This window comes from Porticoccaceae bacterium LTM1 (assembly GCA_030252795.1).
In the GTDB taxonomy this organism is placed as follows: domain Bacteria; phylum Pseudomonadota; class Gammaproteobacteria; order Pseudomonadales; family Porticoccaceae; genus SCSIO-12696.
The window spans coordinates 2,187,501-2,206,383 of record CP127080.1 but is presented as its reverse complement, the minus strand read 5'-3'; the positions used below and the strand labels follow the sequence as shown (position 1 = coordinate 2,206,383).

Sequence of the window (18,883 nt, the reverse complement as noted above, 5' to 3'; positions counted from 1 at the left end):
ACTCCTCATAATGGCTCATTTGGACACCTAGCCTACCATTATGTGTTTGTCGTTGTCTTTTCAGTCACATGTAAATTCACTGACACTGCGAAACCACAGGCGGTTACAATCTGTCTGACAGAGTATCCACGGTGGCAATTTGGCAAGGAGTCGAGTCATCAAACCAACAGTCTCAAGCGGTCATCTAACTGGCTTGCTGAATAAATCCTTCAAAAATATTTTGGGGGCTATTTGTCTGCTGTTCTATGTTCACTGTTCGGCGCAGGACATAACGCTGGTGGTGAACGGTATTGATGGCCCACTGAAACAAAATGTAATTGCCACGCTGAAAGGTTTGACCGTCGAAGAGGCTTCCAGTGCCTATTTTGAACGCACGTTAAGTCAACAGTTAAATGCCAGCTTGCAAGCACTTGGGTACTATCAGGCCAAACACCAATGGCGACTGGAAAATAATCGCCTTATCATTGATGTGATACCGGGAAGACCGGTAGTGTGGGCGGCCCCTCAAATTCAGGTCTCAGGACCGGGCGAATCGCTACCGGAGTTACTGGCAGCACAAAAAAAACATCCCTTTGTGATTGGTCAGGTGATCAATCACAGTCTTTATGAGCAATTCAAAGAAGAGCTGCTGGATGCCTGCCTTCGCAATGGGTATCAACAGGCGAAATTCACTGAGAGTCAGTTGCTGATTGATTTGCAAAGCGGTAATGCAAAAGCCAATTTATTTCTGCAGACCGGTCCGCGTTTTAAAGTTGGTGCAGTCAACTACCATGGCACAGTTATCAACGATCGAGTGATTGAGCAGCTGCTGGTGGCTCATTCAGATCAGTGGTATTCCCGAGAGCTGGTCTCGCGTCAGTATAAGTCGCTGCTGGACAGCGGTTATTTTTCAGGTGTGGTGGTGTACCCGGAGTTGGTTGCTGATAGCCAGGTGGTGAATGTAGATATTCGCCTTGAGGATGAACCCAAGGATCGCTACCTATTGGGAGTTGGTGCCAGTACAGACACCGGTGCCCGACTGCAGTTGAATTGGGAAAAGCCGATTGTGAATCGCCTTGGTCACAGCCTGAGTGTAGACAGTGAATTTTCGTCTCCGTTAACCAGCCTCAGCAGCACTTACCGAATACCGAGAAAGCACCCGTTGAACGATTATTATGAATGGGTAACAGGCTGGCAGGATAAATTTGTTGAGGACACAGACAGTAGATTGATAACCACCGGCTTCAACTGGCAACTGGATCGCAGTGGTTGGAATCGTACATTGGGGATTAACCTCGAACATGAACAGTACCAACAAGGTGAAGAGCCAGAGCAGTCTACTACCTATATTCTGCCCAACGCATCCTGGACTTTGAGCCGCAAAGTAGCTAACAGCCGTGATACCTATAAAGCCTGGTTCAGCACACAAGCAAGTACTACAGCCCTGGGATCGGAGACTGACTTTATTAGGGTTGAAACGGGCCTTAAATACCTGTTGCACTGGAATCAGCGACATGCCTGGGCAATGCGCGCTGAAGTGGGTGAGGTATTTTCCGGTAATTTTGATGAAGTACCGTCTTCAAAACGTTTCTTTGCTGGTGGTGACCAGAGTATTCGCGGTTTTGGCTTTGAAACTATTTCTCCACGTAACGAAGACGGCGACTTGATAGGGGGTAATAAACTGATTACTGCCAGCCTGGAACATCGCTGGCGCTTTACTGAGCAGTGGGAGCTAGCCGGTTTTGTCGATGGCGGTAAAGCCTTTAATAACAGTACTGAAGAGTTTCATATTGGCGCCGGTATCGGTTTGCGCTGGTTGCTTCCAGTTGGCGCTGTCGGCTTGGATCTGGCGGTGCCTGTAGGGGATGACGAATTCAGTGGGCTGCAGGTGCACTTCTACATGGGGCCAGCACTGTGACAGAAGTAATACGTGCAGGACTGGTCAAAAAAGCACTGACAATTCTTGCGTGGGTATTGGCGGGGCTGTTGGTAATTGTTGTAGCGGCAATTTTCTGGTTGCTGGGTACAGAAGCCGGTGCTCGTACCGGTCTTGATTTGGCACAAAAAGCTCAGCCGCAGCTTAAGGTTGGCAATACATCTGGCACGCTCTGGCGTGGACTTAATATTGATACACTGCAATGGCAGGATTCGCAAATTTCCCTGGACGCCAGGCAACTGCAAATGCGCTGGGATTTTTCCAATTTGTTGGATCGCGATATCACCATTGAGCTTTTTCAGATTGGCAGCGTGACTGTTACTTTGGCCGAAACTGATGAGCAATCTGAGCCTTCAACTATCATTGCAGTACCGGAAGTAAAGCTGCCGTGGACAATCTCAATTAATCGCTTTGCGCTTAATGACATCAAGATTATTCGGCAACAGCCGCTTGTCCAAAATGCAAAACTGACCGGAGATAACTGGCACTTTTCCGGAAGTCAGCTTCGCTTTGAGTCATTGCAGTATGTATTGGAAGGTCTTACTGGTGAAGTAAACGGTGAGCTGAACCTGACTGAAAACTACCCCCTCGATATTCAGGTGCAATCTTCCTTGCCGTCGGATTTGCCTCCGGTTTCCGTTACGCTGAATGGGGATTTGTCTACACTTAAATGGCAAATAGAGTCTTGGGGCAAATTTGAACTTGCCACACAGGGACAAGTAAATGTCCTTGATCCATTACTGCCGTTGACGGCAACACTGAAAACCCAACAACCGTTTGATTACCCTTTTCAGAGTACAGACTTTTACTTTGCCGCTGTGGGTGCTTCGATATCTGGCAATCTGGACGGATTGGATGTTGACCTTGAGTCCAGGTTTACCCACAGCCAATGGCCGGGTGAACATGTGGTGTCTGCCAAGGCTCTGGTATCCCGGCAGCAGGCGGAACTTTATGAATTGGTACTGCAACTGCCAGATGGCTTATTGAAGGCAGACGGGTTAGTAGATTACGACAATGACTTGTCGGCAAACCTGGCAGTGACTGTTCAAAACCTGCGGCCGTCATTATTTATTCCGCATCTGACTGGAACCGTATCCGGGCAGTTAACGGTTTTATACCAGGGAAATGAAAACTCCTCTCTTGAAAAAACGCCCAAAGCAACGGTTCATATTTCCGACCTCGATGGAACCCTGCAAGGCAAGCCGGTGAAAGGCAAAGGCTCGATTGTATGGGTGCCATCGGCACTAACAGTGGATGAGCTGAAATTAACCCACGGTAATGCATTGATAGAAGCCAATGGCCAGATGCCGTCCAAACTGAACTGGCAGGTGCAGTTGCCCAATGTGTCAGCCTACCTGCCAGAAGTGGAGGGTGCAGTTTCAGCCAAGGGATATATTTCCGGGAACCTTCAGAATCCGACATTGCAGGTAAGCGTCAATACCAAAGGGGTGAGGTGGGGCGAGTACCAGCTTTCCGATGGCCAGCTGGGTTTGCTGCGTCACTCAGGTAAAAAGCTGCCAGACTCTGTGAGTCTCAACCTTAAGTCTTTAACGCTTGGTAGTGGCCTGGTCCTGAATACAGTCGCTCTTGATACCAATGGCAATAGCCTGAAATTAGCACTGAATGCTGACCCGGATCTGTTTTACAAGCTGGGCTGTAAATTCAATCTTAGCGATGATCAGCAGAAGCTGGCACTGGATTGTGAAGAGATGCAGCTTTCTTTCCCCGATACCACAGAGGGGCTGCAAGCCACTTGGGGTTTGTCCTCACCGTTAACCGCAAACATTAATTTTGCTGACAGTACCGGTAAGCTCAGTGCCTGGACATTGAGCAATGTTGATAATCCTGTTGAGAAACTCGGTATTCAAGAGCCGATAAGCTGGAGTGCAGATAATTTGTCTGCCGTTTCCCTTAGTGGTGAAAGGTTGCCGCTGGAATGGGTTAATTATGCGCTGGCTCAGCGGGTAGATGTCAGAGGTCATTGGTCGTTAAATCTTGAAATGGCGCCTTGGGATTTTCAGGCCCAACCTACATTTCATGCCGGATTACTCAGCGAGCAAAGCCAGTGGTTATGGTCGGTGAATCCACAGCGGAAAATGACTTTTGATCTGCAAAACCTCACGGCTAATGTGGCATTGGAAAATGGCAAGCTGAGCAGTGACTGGAAATTGATTTCCAAACAACTGGGTGCAATGCGCGGCGAGCTGACTCGGACGGAATCGTTGCTAAGTGGAAAAATAATCAGCGAAGGTATTCAGCTGCAACCGGTACAGTGGTTTGTGCCGCAATTAAAAACACTGGAAGGTGAGGTTAATACCGACATTCAATTCAGTTTGGAAAACAACAAGGAATTGATGATTTATGGCGGGGCATCCATGCAGACAAGCAGCCTCGAAATCACCGATTCCCCGGTTAGAGTGCAAACGGTAAGCCTGACTACCAATTTCAGCGGTCGTCAAGCGACAGTCAATGGCGAAGTAGGAACCGATAGCGGTGGGCTGAATTTAACAGGGACAGCCGATTGGCGAGATGTCGAGCAGTGGCAATCAAAGATCAATATCAAGGCTAATCAGCTGACCGTTGAGCCAGCGTTTAATAATCGAGTGACCCTGTCCACTGACCTGACGTTGAATATTAAACCTGAGCAGATTGCGTTAAGTGGTGAAGTGAATGTCCCCCATGCGCGATTGAGCATTCGTAAAATTCCGACAACCGCGATTGGAGTCTCCGATGATACTGTGATTGTTGGCCAGCAACAGCAGGTTGAATCGCCACTGAATATCACCACTGACTTGAAAGTTGCTTTGGGCAAAGATGTCCAATTTCAGGGCGTTGGTCTGTTCAGCAAATTAAATGGTTCGCTGCGTATTCGACAGCGGGGTGAGCAACCCATTCGAGCCGACGGCGTGGTGAGTTTATCCGATGCCCGTTATAAGGCTTACGGGCAGGACCTGTCGGTAAAAGAGGGCAAGATGATTTTTGCCGGCTCATTGAGTAACCCTGATGTTTTGGTACGTGCCGTTCGCACCTATACCGAAGATGATGTTGAAGTGGGTGTGTTGGTTCAGGGGCCGGTAAAGCATCCGGAGTTGTCGCTGTTTTCCAATCCTGCTATGTCAGAAAGTAACCGCCTGAGTTATCTACTCACCGGACGAGCTTCCGACAGCGAGGATGGCGCCAGTGGCAACGCCTTGACTCAAGCCGCTGTAGCTTTGGGGTTACAGTCTGGTAATGCCATTGCCCAGGAGTTGGCTTCGGGGGTAGGGATACGGGACTTTAGCATGGGGGCAAGTGCGGGAGAAAATGGCCAGGAAGCACAGATGAGCGGCTATATCGGTCCCAACCTTTATTTGAAATATGGTTACAGCCTGTTTGAAAAAATTGGCGCCATCACTGCTCGCTATAACCTTACTGAAGCGTTGTTTCTGGAGTTATACAGCGGGCGACGTAAGTCGGTTGATCTGTTCTGGCGGATTAATCGAAATAGAAAAGGGAATAAATAAGAGGCTCCTGCAAATAAAATCCGTCTTCCCGGAGAATGAATTGAGGAGTGTATTGGTTAAGAGCTGTGTTGCTTTTGATTTATTTAAGGCATAAAAAAACTCGCCCAAAGGCGAGTTTTTAAAAGATGGTACCAGAGGCCGGACTCGAACAGTCTTATAGTTACTGGTTGTTCATTAGGGCGTGCGTAGTGGATGCGTAAAAGTTACAGCTAATTTCTCCGAAAACTTGCAATCAAACCAGCACCCCGGTTACTGATTTCCAATAGGATATATCGTTCCGCTTGATGTGGGGTCACTCAGGTTTCACGGGCCAAATTGGCCAAAAAAGCGAGTTAGAGGTTAAACGCTGGTTCCATTAAGTTCTGCTCACTTCTGCCAATCCCGATGGCACTTGCTTTAGCCCTCCAACTGCCAATACTGGCGAGTACTTCATCTTTAATTTTCGTTGCTTGCCCGCGGTCGAGCTGAAAGAAATCGATGACCTCCATAGCCAGCTCATAGTCCAGACTGTTATCGCTGTCGGTGATATTGAGGTGCAATCCATTGGCCGGTGTGACCGGGTTAATATCGTACGCAGGAGACAGCAGCCAGCCCCCCTTGTTGTATATGAATCCGTGGTTACGGAGATGGTCGTCAGTGTTCGATATCGCTATGTAAAAGACAATGCGACGCCATAACTGCGCAAGGTCTTCTTTGGTGTTTGCGCCGTGCTCTGTCAGGAATTGCGCGAGCTCCAGATAACTGGCTGCATAATCACCATCGTAATAGCCGAGCTGGGTCATCGCCGATGTGAAATGGAGGCGGCTTTCTGCAGTGCGATCGAAACGCTTGGTCAGAAAAGTATGGTGGTGGCTGCCAAACTTCTCAATCCGGCACTCCGGCATGATGACACCAGCATCCAGAGCGAGCATATAGGCAACATATTCCCAGGCGGCAATATCATAATCATCGTGCTGGCTGGGGAACTTGGCGATCCATAGGTGCCCATCCTCATCGGTCACACTGGCTTTGGGACGGGCTCCACCCAACGAAGAGCCTGGTGACATGAGCATGTATAACCATTTTATGTACTCAGGATCATCGCTATCGGCATTTTCTTCCACTTGCCTGGCTGCGTGCTCCAGTTCTCTCAAGGATGAGAGTGGTGGGGCGGCAAGGCGCTCATCGTTGTCCAGAAAAGGCCCGTCCAGTTTGCGTTTGAATCGCAGTGCGCCAGCCCGGTGAAGATCGTGTACGCCCAGGAGATAATCAATTTCATTCAGGACTCGTGGACGACGCGCTTCCTGTCGGGCCTGAATTGCCTCGCGCCGTTTCATTAACAAACGCCCCCAGCGATCCGGGCATGAATCTAAAAATACGCGGAAATTCTTGTCGTCTTCACCATGCTGTTCGCCGGAATAGAGGTTGAGTTCTGGGTCAATTTGCTGAGCATAGGGGGACCGCAGCCAGTCAGTGTCATAGCTGAAGCTAAAATGCTCTTTTTGGCGAGCGGCGGATGAGCGAAGTGTTCCAACAAGCGTTGGCTCTTCGAACTCCTCCCAGTCTGCAAAGACAAAGACCTCCGTACTCATGGTCGTTCTCTCAGGCTCATGGCTGCTCCCTCGCTCAAGGCTGTGTTCCTGATTTTTTGCCGATCAGTTTGATGTCCTGCAGCTTGTGACCCAGTTCATCGTCCTGTGCGACCTTGGCAAAATCACCTGCCAGGCCGAGGACGCTGAGTACGGCAAGATAATGGCCGATGGAAACGCTGGGGTCACCCTTCTCAATTTTGCGGATGGTCAGGCGACTGAGGCCGGTGCGTTCGGAGATCAAAACCTGGGTATAGCCTCTGCGTTTACATGCGAGCTTGATGTTCTCGCCAAGTTGTTCCAACAGGCGCCGATTCTTGGGAAAAACAACAGCAGATCGAGTCTTTTCCGGTTTTTCTATGGACATAGCAGTTACCAAAGTTACAAATAATGGTAATTATAGTGACCATTTGTGTTTTTGCAATCTTTGTGATCACTATGGTTGTCAGAATGTAGAGTTGCGTTGAATGTTGACCAGCTTTAGTGGGATTTTTGTAGCTAAAAAAGACCCGCTTATTTTGCCGAGACTTATTGATCCGCTGAAACGCTAAACGTCGACCCACCGGCCGTTGAGCCAGGGTCTTTTATATATACAGCCAAAAACCACAAGATGCCTGGGCGCTACAGGATCCGACGACATTCAACTTCACCAATCAATATCTCGGGATAAACGTCGTATTCTTTTCCCAAAGGTGGCATGGGGGAAAATTCGTTCTGATTTGTCTATAACAGGTTGAGACCATTTTCTTTGAGTGTGGGGGATATCAGCTTTAGTGAATAGCAATGACAAGATAGCGAGCGTATTTCTCTCGATCAGGAGTGGCCTTGCGCGGGCAGTCCGCGGGATCGTGCCTCCGAGCGAGGTAGAAGACATTGTGCAGGAAACTTACGTCCGCGTATGCCAGTCACACACGGCAGGCGAAATCCGATCACCTCGATCATTTATGTATCGCACAGCACGTAATATTGCGCTGAACTACACCAACAAGGCGGAGACTCGGCTGACAGAGAGCCTTGAAGCAGCAGGCGATGGAAGCGTCCAGGCATGGTTCGACCCGAGCGGAGACACCTTCGAGCGGGTTTGCAATATTGAAGAATTTGCTTTGTTCTGCGATGCCGTGAGAAGCCTTCCGCTTCAGTGTCGTCGCGCATTTGTACTGAAGAGAGTTTACGGGCACTCCTATAGCGAGATCGCCCAAAAATTACAGATCAGCGAAAAAACTGTGGAAAAGCATATTTCAAAAGGCCTTATACGCTGTCGCAGCTATTTGTCAGCTCTGGACGACCAGTACGGAGGTCAGGCATGAGTAATATCAGAGAGTTTCCTTCCAGCAATGAGCGTCGACTTGAAGAGGCTGGCGATTGGATCGCCGCGATTGAACGGGGTCTCACGGAGGAGGAAGAGCAGGAACTGGGCAGTTGGCTGTCACGCAGTAGAACCAATTGCAAGCTATTCATGGAGCTAGCGCAGCTCTGGGACAACATGGATGCACTTGGCCGCCTGGCGGATCTATTCCCTGAACCACAGCCGGAGCGGCGCTACCTTTCGAGTCGGGCGTTATTCGCCATGGCGGCAAGCGTGGTGGCGGCGATTTCACTCTTCGCCATTGTTCAAATGCAGGACATCGGCGACTCCGTGACCCAGGAATTTGTGTCAGTTGCTGACACCCGCTCGTACGATACTGCGATTGGTGAGCAGGCAACCTACGAACTGTCAGATGGCTCGATCATTACCCTGAATACGAACAGTCGCGTTCGAGTCAACTACACAGAAACCGATCGCTTGTTAATGCTTGATCGCGGCGAGGTGCACGTTAAGGTCGCCCACGATCCCGGCAGACCTTTGAGCGTCATGGTAGGCAACAAGATGGTGCAGGCGGTTGGTACCGAATTCAATGTGGAAATCACGCAGGACCAGAGTATAGAGCTTGTGGTGACCGAAGGTGTTGTGCTGGTTGGCGTTGTAGAGACTCCAATAGATGTGCTGTCACAGGATGCGCCCCTGCGTCTCACGCAATCATCCGCGATCATCAGCGCCGGCGAAGGGGCGCTGATTGCGGCCAACGACCAAGACACAGAGTCCATTGAAGCTGAACGCATTGAAAGTGACGAGATCGCTGTAAAACTGTCCTGGCGTGGGGGAAATCTGATCTTCCGCGGCGAGTCATTGGAGGAGGCCGTTACCGAGGTCGGACGATATACAGCGGTTGAGTTTATATTTCTTGACGAAGATGCAAAAGCTGTTCAAGTCGCAGGCCTCTTCAAAGCAGGTGACGTTGAGGGGCTGCTCGCCACTTTGCGCAATCACTTCAATATTGTCTACGAGTGGCAGGGCGACAATCGAATCCTCCTTAGCGCACAGAAGTAGGGCACAGGTTGTCGATGCTATGCTCAAAGAAGTCCATCGATTCGCCCAGGGAGCAAAGACCAAGATGGGGGAAAATGCGTTCAATTTTGTCTAAACAACAGGTGCTTTTTATGCGCCAAGTTGAGGGTTGCCGAGGCATCGCTCTCTTGTTCGCTACTGTATGCCTGTTGTCCCTTGGGTCACCGGCGGCGGTTGCGGCTGGTTCAAACAAACAAGAAGCGAAACATTTCGACATTCCTCAGCAACGAGCGGACGTATCGCTCATCACGTTTGCTGAACAAGCCGATATCACCTTGATTTTCACGTTCGAGCTCGCGCGTGACAAGACGACCAATCGGTTAGTTGGTTTATACCCCCCGCGCGAGGCAATTCGATTGCTCCTCGATGGGACCGGGCTCAAGCCGACGTTCAGCAATGATGGCTATATCAACATTGCTCTGGCGGAAGCGCCGGTTGCAGGGGAGAAAGTAATGAATAAAAGAACCACATTATTGGGAGTAATTGCTTCAATCTTCGGGGCTTCTACCAGCGGTGGCGTAGCCGCCCAACAACCCGGTGTTACACAGATTGAGGAGGTCATCGTTACCGCTTCGCGCCGTGACGAGAGACTGCGCGATGTTGCGTCGTCAGTGACCGCTGTTGGCAGCCAGCAACTACAGGAGTTAAGTGCCTCAAGCCTCGACGACTTTGTTGGCCAGATACCCAATATCAATTTCACTGGCGGAGGCGCCTCTAATCGAATGCTCATCCTGAGGGGAATCAGTACCTCGACGTTTGAGCAGAGTGCGACCGTGGCAACCTACATCGACGATGTAACCGTTGGTTCATCGACAGCCCTGGCCGTCGGCTCCAGGTTTAAGCCGGACGTAAATACCTTTGATATTGAGCGGGTCGAGGTTCTGCGTGGGCCGCAGGGTACGCGATATGGTGCGAATTCGCTTGGCGGGCTGCTCAAATACGTGACCAAATCACCAGACACAGAGCAAACTTCCTTCGATGTTCGACTTGACGCTAACGCTGTCTCGCATGGCGGCAATGGCTACGGCGTAGAAGCCGCAGGCAACTTCCCGCTCAGCGATACCACGGCTATCCGGGTCAGCGCTTTCAGCCGAGAGGAAGCGGGCTACATTGACAACCTCGTAACTGGCAAAAAGGATGTCAATGACCTCAAGAGCAGCGGCGGGCGGATTTCGTTGCTCACCAAGCCTGGTGAGAACCTGACCCTTCAGGCAACCGCCATGTTGCAGAGTACCGATATCGATGGCAACCCAGAAGTTCGCATTGATATTCCCTCGCTCGAACCAGTTTTCGGTGATTATAAGCAGGAACGCTGGGCACCAGAGCCATTGAATCAGGATCTCGAACTATACTCGCTGACAGTGCGCTATGACTTTGGCGGTGCTGTACTGACATCGACAACGGCCTACAACGTCATAGATGTTTCCAGTGTAACCGATTGGACCCGCATTGAGGGTGGCGAGTTTTCGGGTTTCCCTGGCGTTGTATCATTTCCCGACAAACTTAACACCAAAACAGAGAAGTGGTCACAAGAGATCAAGCTTTCGTCCGCTGCAAATGACGTGCTGGAGTGGTCGGTAGGTGCTTACCTGACCGGCGAGGACTCTTACTTACGTAGTTTGGAGCAAGGGCTCCTGGCTGACGGAACGCCGAGCACAGATGAACCGACTTGGGGCGGAGGTGGCTTCACCACGGGTACGGCAGAAAATATGTTTTCATCCAGCTGGCAGTCTGAGTTTAAACATACCGGAATTTTTGGCGAAATCACTTATCATCTGAGTTATACGTTTGACATCACCGGCGGTGTTCGGTGGAGCAGCAACGAGACAGAGTTTGACCAGACACTGGGCGGCCTGTGGCAGTGCAGTACCTTTGATGCCGGCGTACCGTCGACCTGTGACGCCAACAATGAGAATGTCTTCCCCCACGTAAAGTCAGACGACGATGCAACGACGTTTCTGATCACACCGCGCTGGCATATTTCAGACTCGACCATGTTGTACGCCCGTGCGGCTCAGGGATTCCGCCCAGGCGGGCCCAATTCACTTTCTCCCTCTGCCATAGCTGCAGGCGCTGGGGTAGTGTACGACTCGGACTCGCTGACCAACTACGAAATTGGCGTCAAGACCTTGCTGGCCGACAATCGCGTATCAATTGATCTGGCTGCGTTCTACATCGACTGGGACGATATCCAGATTCGCCAGATCAGTGGCGGTTTTGCGTACACCGGAAATGGCGGCAAGGCAAGCAGCGAAGGGATCGAACTCGCTGTCACAGCGCGTCCAACCGATAATTTGTCCATCAGTTTTAACCTCGGCACCCTGGATGCCAAACTCGAAGAGGATGCGCCCGGTGTTGGCGCCGTTGCCGGCGATAAGCTGCCCAATGCGCCCGATCTCACTCACGGTGGAACCATCAGTTACGACTTTCCGGAATTCAATGGTTACAACATCGGCATCGGCGGTTCGTGGCGGCACGTGGATGATCGCCTCGGTGACCTCGGCGCTGCTGAGCGATTGGTGCTCGAGTCTTACGATACCTATAACTTACATGCGAGCTTGAGCAATGATCGGTTTGTGTTGCGCGCCTATGTCAAAAATCTGACCGACGAGCGAGGAATCGATTCTGTATCGCCATTCTTCTCGACTGCCATTGTTTCTCGACCGCGTACAGTGGGTTTGTCACTGACAATGAGTTTTTAGCCATCAGGATTGCTTGCTGGCTCGGTGTCATGCCGAGCCAGCGGCATCCAATATTCCCGATCGTGGACGCCTAAAATACAACTGTCGTCCAGCTTGACCACAGGAGAACAGCAGTGACAACAACTTCCTCGCGAAGAAATTTTCTTAGAACCCTGAACATGGCAGCCTCAGCAATCTTCATGTTCTCCCTGAATGTACATGCTTCGGATGACAGCGACCCGTATCAGTGGCTAGAGAACACCGGGTCGGCAGATGTGATCGAATGGGTGGAAAGTCAGAACAAAAAAACTGTAGAACAACTGACCGCGGAGCCAGGCTTTGATCAGCTCAGGGCGCGGTTTCTGTCGCTCTATCAGTCTGATGATCGTCTTCCTGGACGTGGTGAACTTCGGCAGCACCGTGGCATGGTTTACGCGCTGGAGCAGTCAACGGAGCACCCCCGCGGTGTTTTGAGAAGAGTTTCCGTTGAGAGCTATGGTCGTTCGAGTGCTCTATGGGAGGTTTTGGTAGATATTGACGCCATCGCTGACGAGGAGGGTAAGAATTGGTACATACCGCTCTTTAGACTCAGCTTTTCCCCAGATGGCAGCCGTGTGCTTCTAGGGTTGTCAGATGGTGGGTCGGAAGCGATTTCTTATCGAGAATTTGACCTGCACAAAAGGGAATTTGTGAAAGGAGGCTTTAGTACGCCAGTGGCTCGTCAATTTGCTGTTTGGGAAAACGAGAACACGCTGCAGATTGCTATTGTTCTTGCCTCGGACGAAGCAACAGAGTCTGGATACCCCAGGATAGTTAGACGTTGGCAGCGCGGCACAGACTTGAAAAGTGCCCAGTCAGTCTACGAGGGTTCAAGAAGTCATGTCCTGATCGCACCAACCATTGCGAGTTCCGCGAGCTACAGCAAACCGTTGATCCTGGATGCAAAGAACTTTTCTGAAGGAAGTGTGTACGCAGTAGACGGCCAAAAAGGGCTCGTGAAGCTGGAGTTTCCTCAAGAAGTCATGGACTTTGCTTGGTACGGCCTGCATGGCATTGACCAGACGATTTTTCTGTCGCTTCAAGCAGATTGGGCAGTCGGCGGGCAGGTCTTTCGTGCCGGCGATGTCGTCGGAGTCAATCTTCGAAAAATCATCGCTCAGGGTGGCAAAAGCGCAGGTGCTGTTGAAACAGTTTTCTCAAGCGCAGAAAACCAGGCAATTCGCATGATTGACGGCGTCGTCGTCTCAAAAGACACACTGCTGGTCAATGCACTTTGTGATGTAATTTCCTGCCTTAAAAGCATCTCCCTTGATGACAAGGGGAGCTGGGTTACTCAGGATGTGCAGTTGCCTGGACAAGGCACAGTAAATCCTGTTGGGGGCACGGATGTTAATTCCCCGGTCAGTCTGTGGACATATGAGAGTTTCCTGACAGCGCCGCAGTTGCTCGCAATTGAGCAAAACGCGGCCCCGACAGTTAGAGCTCAGCAAGCGCCCTTTGATGGGCATGAAGAATTCGAAACAACGCAGATGTTCGCCTTGGCAAAGGACGGCACAAAAATCCCGTATTTTGTTGTCCATAAGAAGAGGCTGAAACTTGACGGTAGCTCGCCTGTAGTTATGTATGGATATGGTGGTTTTGGATTAAGCGTACCGGCATCGTATGAGCCTCGTTACATCGGGCCATTTCATGACATTTGGCTCAAGCAGGGTGGCATTTTTGTTTCGGTGAACCCTCGGGGTGGCGGGGAATATGGTCCCAAATGGTACAGCGTTGCCAAACGGCAAACGCGACAAACGGTGTACGATGATATTTACGCCGTCACCGAGGATTTGATTCAGCGAGGATTTACCGCCAAAGGGAAAGTTGGCTTTGTCGGCGGGTCTAACGGTGGGCTTACTGCAGGCGTGGTGGCAACACAGAGGCCAGACCTGTTTGGTGCGTCTGTTTCTCTTGTGCCACTGCTTGACATGATGCGGTTCCATAAGCTCCTGGCCGGAGCGAGCTGGATAGATGAATATGGAAATCCAGAAGTTGATGCAGATAGAGAGGCGCTGTTGGGATATTCGCCCTATCAGAACATTGATGTGGATACAAAATATCCAGAAATTTTCTTCATGACATCCACTCAAGACGATCATGTACATCCTGGGCATGCGAGAAAGATGGCCGCCAGGATGATGGCCTCCGGTCATCCGACGCTCTTCTACGAGGCGAAAGAAGGAGGGCATGCTATGGCGGTGAATGATGAAGGGAGGGCGTTCAATTCGGCAATGATAACGTCATATTTCATTCGCCAGTTGATGAAGACCCGCGACCACTAAGGCCTCAATACTATATCGACACTATGTTTCCCGTTGTTAGTAGTTGGTTGGACCGGATGCGCCTCGCCTCTCTCCCCCTTTGGCTTGCGTGTCCGGTCCATTTATTTTCTCATCGGTTTGCATAAATGTCCGCTTTGAGGGCAGACAATTCGAATGGGGACTCACATCACCGCCATGGGATCGGACACGCCGGACAGGCAGGAGCTGGATTTAGACGCGCTTGCAATGGCCGAGGTTTTGGTCGGCGACAGCTTGGATCAGTGCCAATCAAGAGGGGAGATTTTCAAAGCCGTTACCCATGGCGTCATCGACAGTTCGAAAGCGGTTGAACTGGGTGACGTCATTACTGGAAAAGCGCCAGGGAGAACCTCTGAACATCAGTTGACCATTGCAGATCTGACCGGTGTCGCTATCCAGGACATTCAGGTGTCTGTGGCTGTATTGGAGGCGTTGATCGGGAAGCATTGATTCCGGCTCGCATTACCCGAGCCTGCTACGCCGGGTTGGGGCGGGAGGCCATTCAACATTAATCACGCCCCTTGTTTGCAGGGCTGGCCACAAATTCGACGGGTCGCAACATGAGTGAATGCCCAACAAGCGTTCCCAAAATCCGAACTATTTAGCCTATTGATAAAATACATACACGAGTACATGCTAAACCGACTAGTTCGTTGAATTTTCAACAATGCAGCCCTGCTGCGATTAGCAAGAATCCGCTGGCGTCTATTCTCGGTGGTCAAAGTGGGGGCGTTGAGAGCGAATTGACCGGGCAATAAAAAGGGCTGCATCGCTGCAACCCCTTGATATTACTGGTACCAGAGGCCGGACTCGAACCGGCACGCTTTTAAGGGCGGGGGATTTTGAATCCCCTGTGTCTACCAATTTCACCACTCTGGCACAGGGGGCGCATTATAGCAGTGGCGGGGAATGCGTCAATGGAAAAATCTGCGTTTTTCCGCTACCCTTGCCAGCCCTTTGAATGAACTCGTTGGTGCCTATTCCCGTCATGCGTCGTGACCAGTTTTTCTACGAACTTCCCGATGAGCTGATTGCTCGTCAGCCCGCTGCCGAACGGCGAGGCAGTCGTCTTTTATGTCTTGATGGCCCAAGTGGTGAGCTGAGCCATTGCCAGTTTCCCGACATTCTCGATCGCATTCAGCCAGGCGACCTGATGGTGTTCAACAATACACGGGTTATCCCCGCACGTTTGTTTGGCCAGAAGGAGAGCGGTGGCAAGATTGAGGTTCTGGTGGAACGCCTGTTGACCCATGAAGCCAGTGGCAAGCGTCTTTTGGCTCATGTGCGTGCCAGCAAGTCTCCCAAGCCAGGTACCCGGCTGCTGTTTGAGGGAGATGTGAGTGCAGTGATGCTGGCTCGTCAGGGCGAGTTGTTCGAGCTTGAGTTTGAGGGCGAGCGCGGCGCACTGGAAATTCTCGAAACCATCGGTCATATGCCACTGCCTCCTTATATAGATAGAGAGGATGTGGAGAGCGACCGCGAGCGCTACCAAACTGTTTACGCGCAAACACCAGGTGCGGTTGCAGCTCCTACTGCTGGTCTTCATTTTGATGACGAGCTGCTGGATCAGCTGAAAGCCAAGGGGGTTGAGGTTGCCTTCGTTACCTTGCACGTTGGTGCCGGGACTTTTCAGCCGGTCCGCGCGGACAATATTCGGGATCACCAGATGCACGCCGAAGTGATTGAGGTGAGTGCGGAGGTCTGCCAACAGGTGCAAGACGCCAAGGCGCGAGGTAATCGAGTGATCGCGGTGGGTACCACCAGCGTCCGCTGTTTGGAATCGGCCGCGCGCAGTGGCGAAATCCAAACCTACAGCGGGGATACCGATATCTTTATCTTCCCCGGCTACGAATACCGGGTGGTGGATGCGCTGTTGACTAATTTCCATTTGCCGGAATCCACACTGATCATGCTGGTCAGCGCTTTTGCCGGCTACCAAAACACCATGAACGCCTACCGCGAAGCGGTGGCGAATAAATACCGTTTTTTCAGTTACGGGGACGCAATGTTCATTACCCGTAACCCGCAAGCACCCAAGGAATCTCTGGCATGACCCGCGAATGTTTTATGAATTTTGAACTGGATGGTACCGATGGCCAGGCTCGCCGAGGACGATTGAAGTTTCCTCGCGGTACGGTGGAAACACCGGCCTTTATGCCAGTAGGCACCTACGGCACTGTGAAAGGCATGTTGCCGCGGGATATCGAGGAAAGCGGGGCACACATTATTTTGGGTAACACCTTTCACCTGATGCTGCGTCCGGGCACAGAGATCATCAAGCAGCACGGCGATCTGCACGACTTCATGCAGTGGAAGGGTCCGATTCTGACTGACTCTGGTGGTTTTCAGGTGTTCAGCCTGGGCAAGTTGCGCAAGATTACCGAAGAGGGAGTATCGTTCCAGTCACCTGTAAATGGTGACAAAGTGTTCCTCGACCCCGAGAAGTCTATCGAAGTGCAGCGCGATCTCGGTTCCGACATCGTGATGATATTTGATGAGTGTACGCCGTACCCGGCCACTGAGCAGGAAGCCCGCAGCTCCATGGAGTTGTCGATGCGCTGGGCCAAACGCAGTAAAGATGCTCACGGTGACAGCCCTTCGGCACTGTTCGGTATTATTCAGGGTGGCATGTACACCGATCTGCGTAAGGAGTCACTGGATGGCCTGACCGAAATCGGTTTTGACGGCTATGCCATTGGCGGTCTGTCGGTCGGTGAGCCAAAAGAGGAGATGCTCAAGGTGCTCAATGGCCTGACTGAGCATATGCCGGAAGATAAGCCGCGCTACCTGATGGGCGTTGGCAAGCCGCAGGACATCGTCGAGGCGGTTCGCCGTGGTGTGGATATGTTTGACTGCGTGATGCCTACCCGCAATGCTCGCAATGGCCACTACTTTACCAGTGCTGGTGTATTGAAGATTCGCAATGCCAAAAACAAGACCGATACCGGCCCAATCGATCCGGAATGCGATTGCTACACCTGCAAAAACTTCAGCCGCAGTTACATGCACCACCTGGATAAATGTGGTGAGATTCTCGGTCCGCAGCTGGCGACTATCCACAATATTCGTTACTACCAGAACCTGATGCAGGGGCTGAGAGATGCCATTGCCGAACAGCGATTGGACGAGTTTGTTGACGAGTTCTACTTGAAAACCGGCTACGAGCCCGCACCTTAAGCTAAATCCCGCTATACTCGGGCACCCTTTAAATACAACATAAATGAAAAACAGGGCGGAAAAGCCCTACGGGACTGATATGAACCGTTACCCTTTATGGAAATACCTGCTGATCGTGGCCCTTGTGGCGTTCAGCTTTATCTATGCCGCACCCAATTTGTACGCACCTGATCCGGCAATTCAGATTTCTGGCTCGAGCAGTGCGATGGTACTGGATGAGTCGGTGTTGGATCGTGCTCGCAAGGCCCTGGATGAAGGTGATGTCGCCAACTTTGGTGGTGAGGTAACCGAAAAGAATGCGCTGCTGAGATTGAAAGATCGTGAGCAGCAGCTTCGCGCCAAAGCACTGATTCAGCAGGCTCTGGGTCGCGACTATGTGGTGGCACTAAACCTGGCTTCCACTACTCCTGATTGGTTGGCGGATTTGGGCGGTAACCCGATGAAGCTTGGCCTCGACCTGAGTGGTGGTATTCACTTCCTGATGCAGGTGGACACAGGCACTCGTATCAAACAGGAGATGGAGACTCGTCTGGACTCGCTGCGCACCAAGCTCCGCGAGGACAAAATCCGTTATGTAGGGTTAGTGGATTTTGACGAAAACCTGCAGGCCTCCATTCGTTTCCGTGATCAGGAAAACCTGGACTTGGCCAAAGCCAAGGTTCGTTCCGAGTTTCGCGATTTGTCTATTGTGCAATTGCCTCCGGCACAGCAGAGCGATGATGAGTTTTCTCTGATTGTGCAACTGAGTGAAGCTGCCAAAGAAGAACTGATCGATAGTGCAGTTAAACAAAACCTCACTTCTCTGAAAAATCGTGTAAATGAACTGGGTGTGTCCGAGCCTATTGTTCAGCGTCAAGGTAAAGACCGTATCGTGGTACAGCTTCCAGGGGTGCAGGACACCGCCGAAGCCAAGCGTATTATCGACAAAACAGCTACCCTCGAGTTTCGTCTCAAGTCCAAAGATGAGACTGGTGAAGTTTTCTCTTTTAAAGACAATCCCGCACGTACTGCCAAACTGGAGCGTCGTGCCATTATTGGTGGCCAGTCAGTAACAGGAGCTCGTGCCGGCTTCGATGAAAATGGTAGGCCGGCAGTGCACATCAATCTGGATTCAGATGGTGGTGCCAAGATGCATGCGGCCACGTCCAAAAATGTTAAGTGGCCGATGGCGATTCTGTTTGTAGAGAACAAATCCCGTATCGAAACCCGTATTAATGCAGACGGTGAAGAGGAGCAGGTTGTTCGCTCCGAGGAAGAGAAGAGTATTATCAGCATGCCGGTGATTCAATCGGCGCTGGGGGTCCAGTTCCA

12 protein-coding genes and 1 tRNA gene (1 of these 13 running past the window's edge) are annotated in these 18,883 nt (G+C 51.2%); 10 read left to right on the top strand and 3 right to left on the bottom strand.

The features are described from left to right. Positions 1-139 precede the first annotated feature (139 nt). Together QP938_09660 and QP938_09655 are read left to right on the top strand one after the other, a co-directional pair. Positions 140-1,897 (top strand): autotransporter assembly complex family protein, encoded by a 1,758-nt coding sequence (locus tag QP938_09660; GenBank protein WIO73558.1) that lies wholly within the window; start codon positions 140-142, stop codon positions 1,895-1,897. Beyond that, positions 1,894-5,418 carry a translocation/assembly module TamB domain-containing protein gene (locus QP938_09655; GenBank protein ID WIO73557.1) on the top strand — a complete coding sequence of 1,175 codons (3,525 nt, stop codon included), beginning with the start codon at positions 1,894-1,896 and terminating at the stop codon, positions 5,416-5,418. Before QP938_09660 ends, QP938_09655 begins: the two co-directional genes overlap by 4 nt. A 332-nt stretch (positions 5,419-5,750) precedes the next feature. On the opposite strand, the gene QP938_09650 is transcribed toward QP938_09655, so the two are convergent. Then, a complete protein-coding gene (locus tag QP938_09650) occupies positions 5,751-6,989 on the bottom strand; it encodes a type II toxin-antitoxin system HipA family toxin (GenBank protein ID WIO73556.1) in 1,239 nt (412 codons plus the stop codon). 34 nt (positions 6,990-7,023) lie between these two features. Continuing rightward, positions 7,024-7,353 carry a helix-turn-helix domain-containing protein gene (locus QP938_09645; protein WIO73555.1) on the bottom strand — a complete coding sequence of 110 codons (330 nt, stop codon included), beginning with the start codon at positions 7,351-7,353 and terminating at the stop codon, positions 7,024-7,026. Between the two features lie 508 nt (positions 7,354-7,861). Here QP938_09645 and QP938_09640 point away from each other — a divergent pair. From QP938_09640 to QP938_09620, 5 genes are all read left to right on the top strand, one after another. After that, on the top strand, positions 7,862-8,293 hold the full coding sequence (locus QP938_09640) for a sigma-70 family RNA polymerase sigma factor (protein ID WIO75651.1): 432 nt from the start codon (positions 7,862-7,864) through the stop codon (positions 8,291-8,293). Further along, entirely contained in the window at positions 8,290-9,354 is a 1,065-nt protein-coding gene (locus tag QP938_09635; GenBank protein ID WIO73554.1) for a FecR domain-containing protein, read from the top strand. The genes QP938_09640 and QP938_09635 overlap by 4 nt, the downstream gene beginning before the upstream one ends. Before the next feature lie 470 nt (positions 9,355-9,824). Beyond that, on the top strand, positions 9,825-12,074 hold the full coding sequence (locus tag QP938_09630) for a TonB-dependent receptor (GenBank protein WIO73553.1): 2,250 nt from the start codon (positions 9,825-9,827) through the stop codon (positions 12,072-12,074). Positions 12,075-12,232: 158 nt separating this feature from the next. Continuing rightward, positions 12,233-14,377: a prolyl oligopeptidase family serine peptidase gene (locus QP938_09625; GenBank protein WIO73552.1), complete on the top strand. Its 2,145-nt coding sequence runs from the start codon at positions 12,233-12,235 to the stop codon at positions 14,375-14,377. 153 nt (positions 14,378-14,530) lie between these two features. After that, positions 14,531-14,845 (top strand): hypothetical protein, encoded by a 315-nt coding sequence (locus tag QP938_09620; GenBank protein ID WIO73551.1) that lies wholly within the window; start codon positions 14,531-14,533, stop codon positions 14,843-14,845. Positions 14,846-15,187: 342 nt separating this feature from the next. On the opposite strand, the gene QP938_09615 is transcribed toward QP938_09620, so the two are convergent. Continuing rightward, positions 15,188-15,274: transfer RNA gene (locus QP938_09615), tRNA-Leu, on the bottom strand. Between the two features lie 109 nt (positions 15,275-15,383). Here QP938_09615 and queA point away from each other — a divergent pair. From queA to secD, 3 genes are all read left to right on the top strand, one after another. Continuing rightward, entirely contained in the window at positions 15,384-16,448 is a 1,065-nt protein-coding gene (queA, locus tag QP938_09610; protein ID WIO75650.1) for a tRNA preQ1(34) S-adenosylmethionine ribosyltransferase-isomerase QueA, read from the top strand. Further along, a complete protein-coding gene (gene tgt, locus QP938_09605; GenBank protein WIO73550.1) occupies positions 16,445-17,572 on the top strand; it encodes a tRNA guanosine(34) transglycosylase Tgt in 1,128 nt (375 codons plus the stop codon). The genes queA and tgt overlap by 4 nt, the downstream gene beginning before the upstream one ends. 79 nt (positions 17,573-17,651) lie before the next feature. Next, positions 17,652-18,883 carry the 5' portion of a protein translocase subunit SecD gene (gene secD / locus QP938_09600; protein ID WIO73549.1) on the top strand. 628 nt of this gene lie beyond the right edge of the window, so 1,232 of the gene's 1,860 nt are visible here — the first part of the coding sequence; the start codon lies at positions 17,652-17,654; its stop codon lies off the right edge, out of view.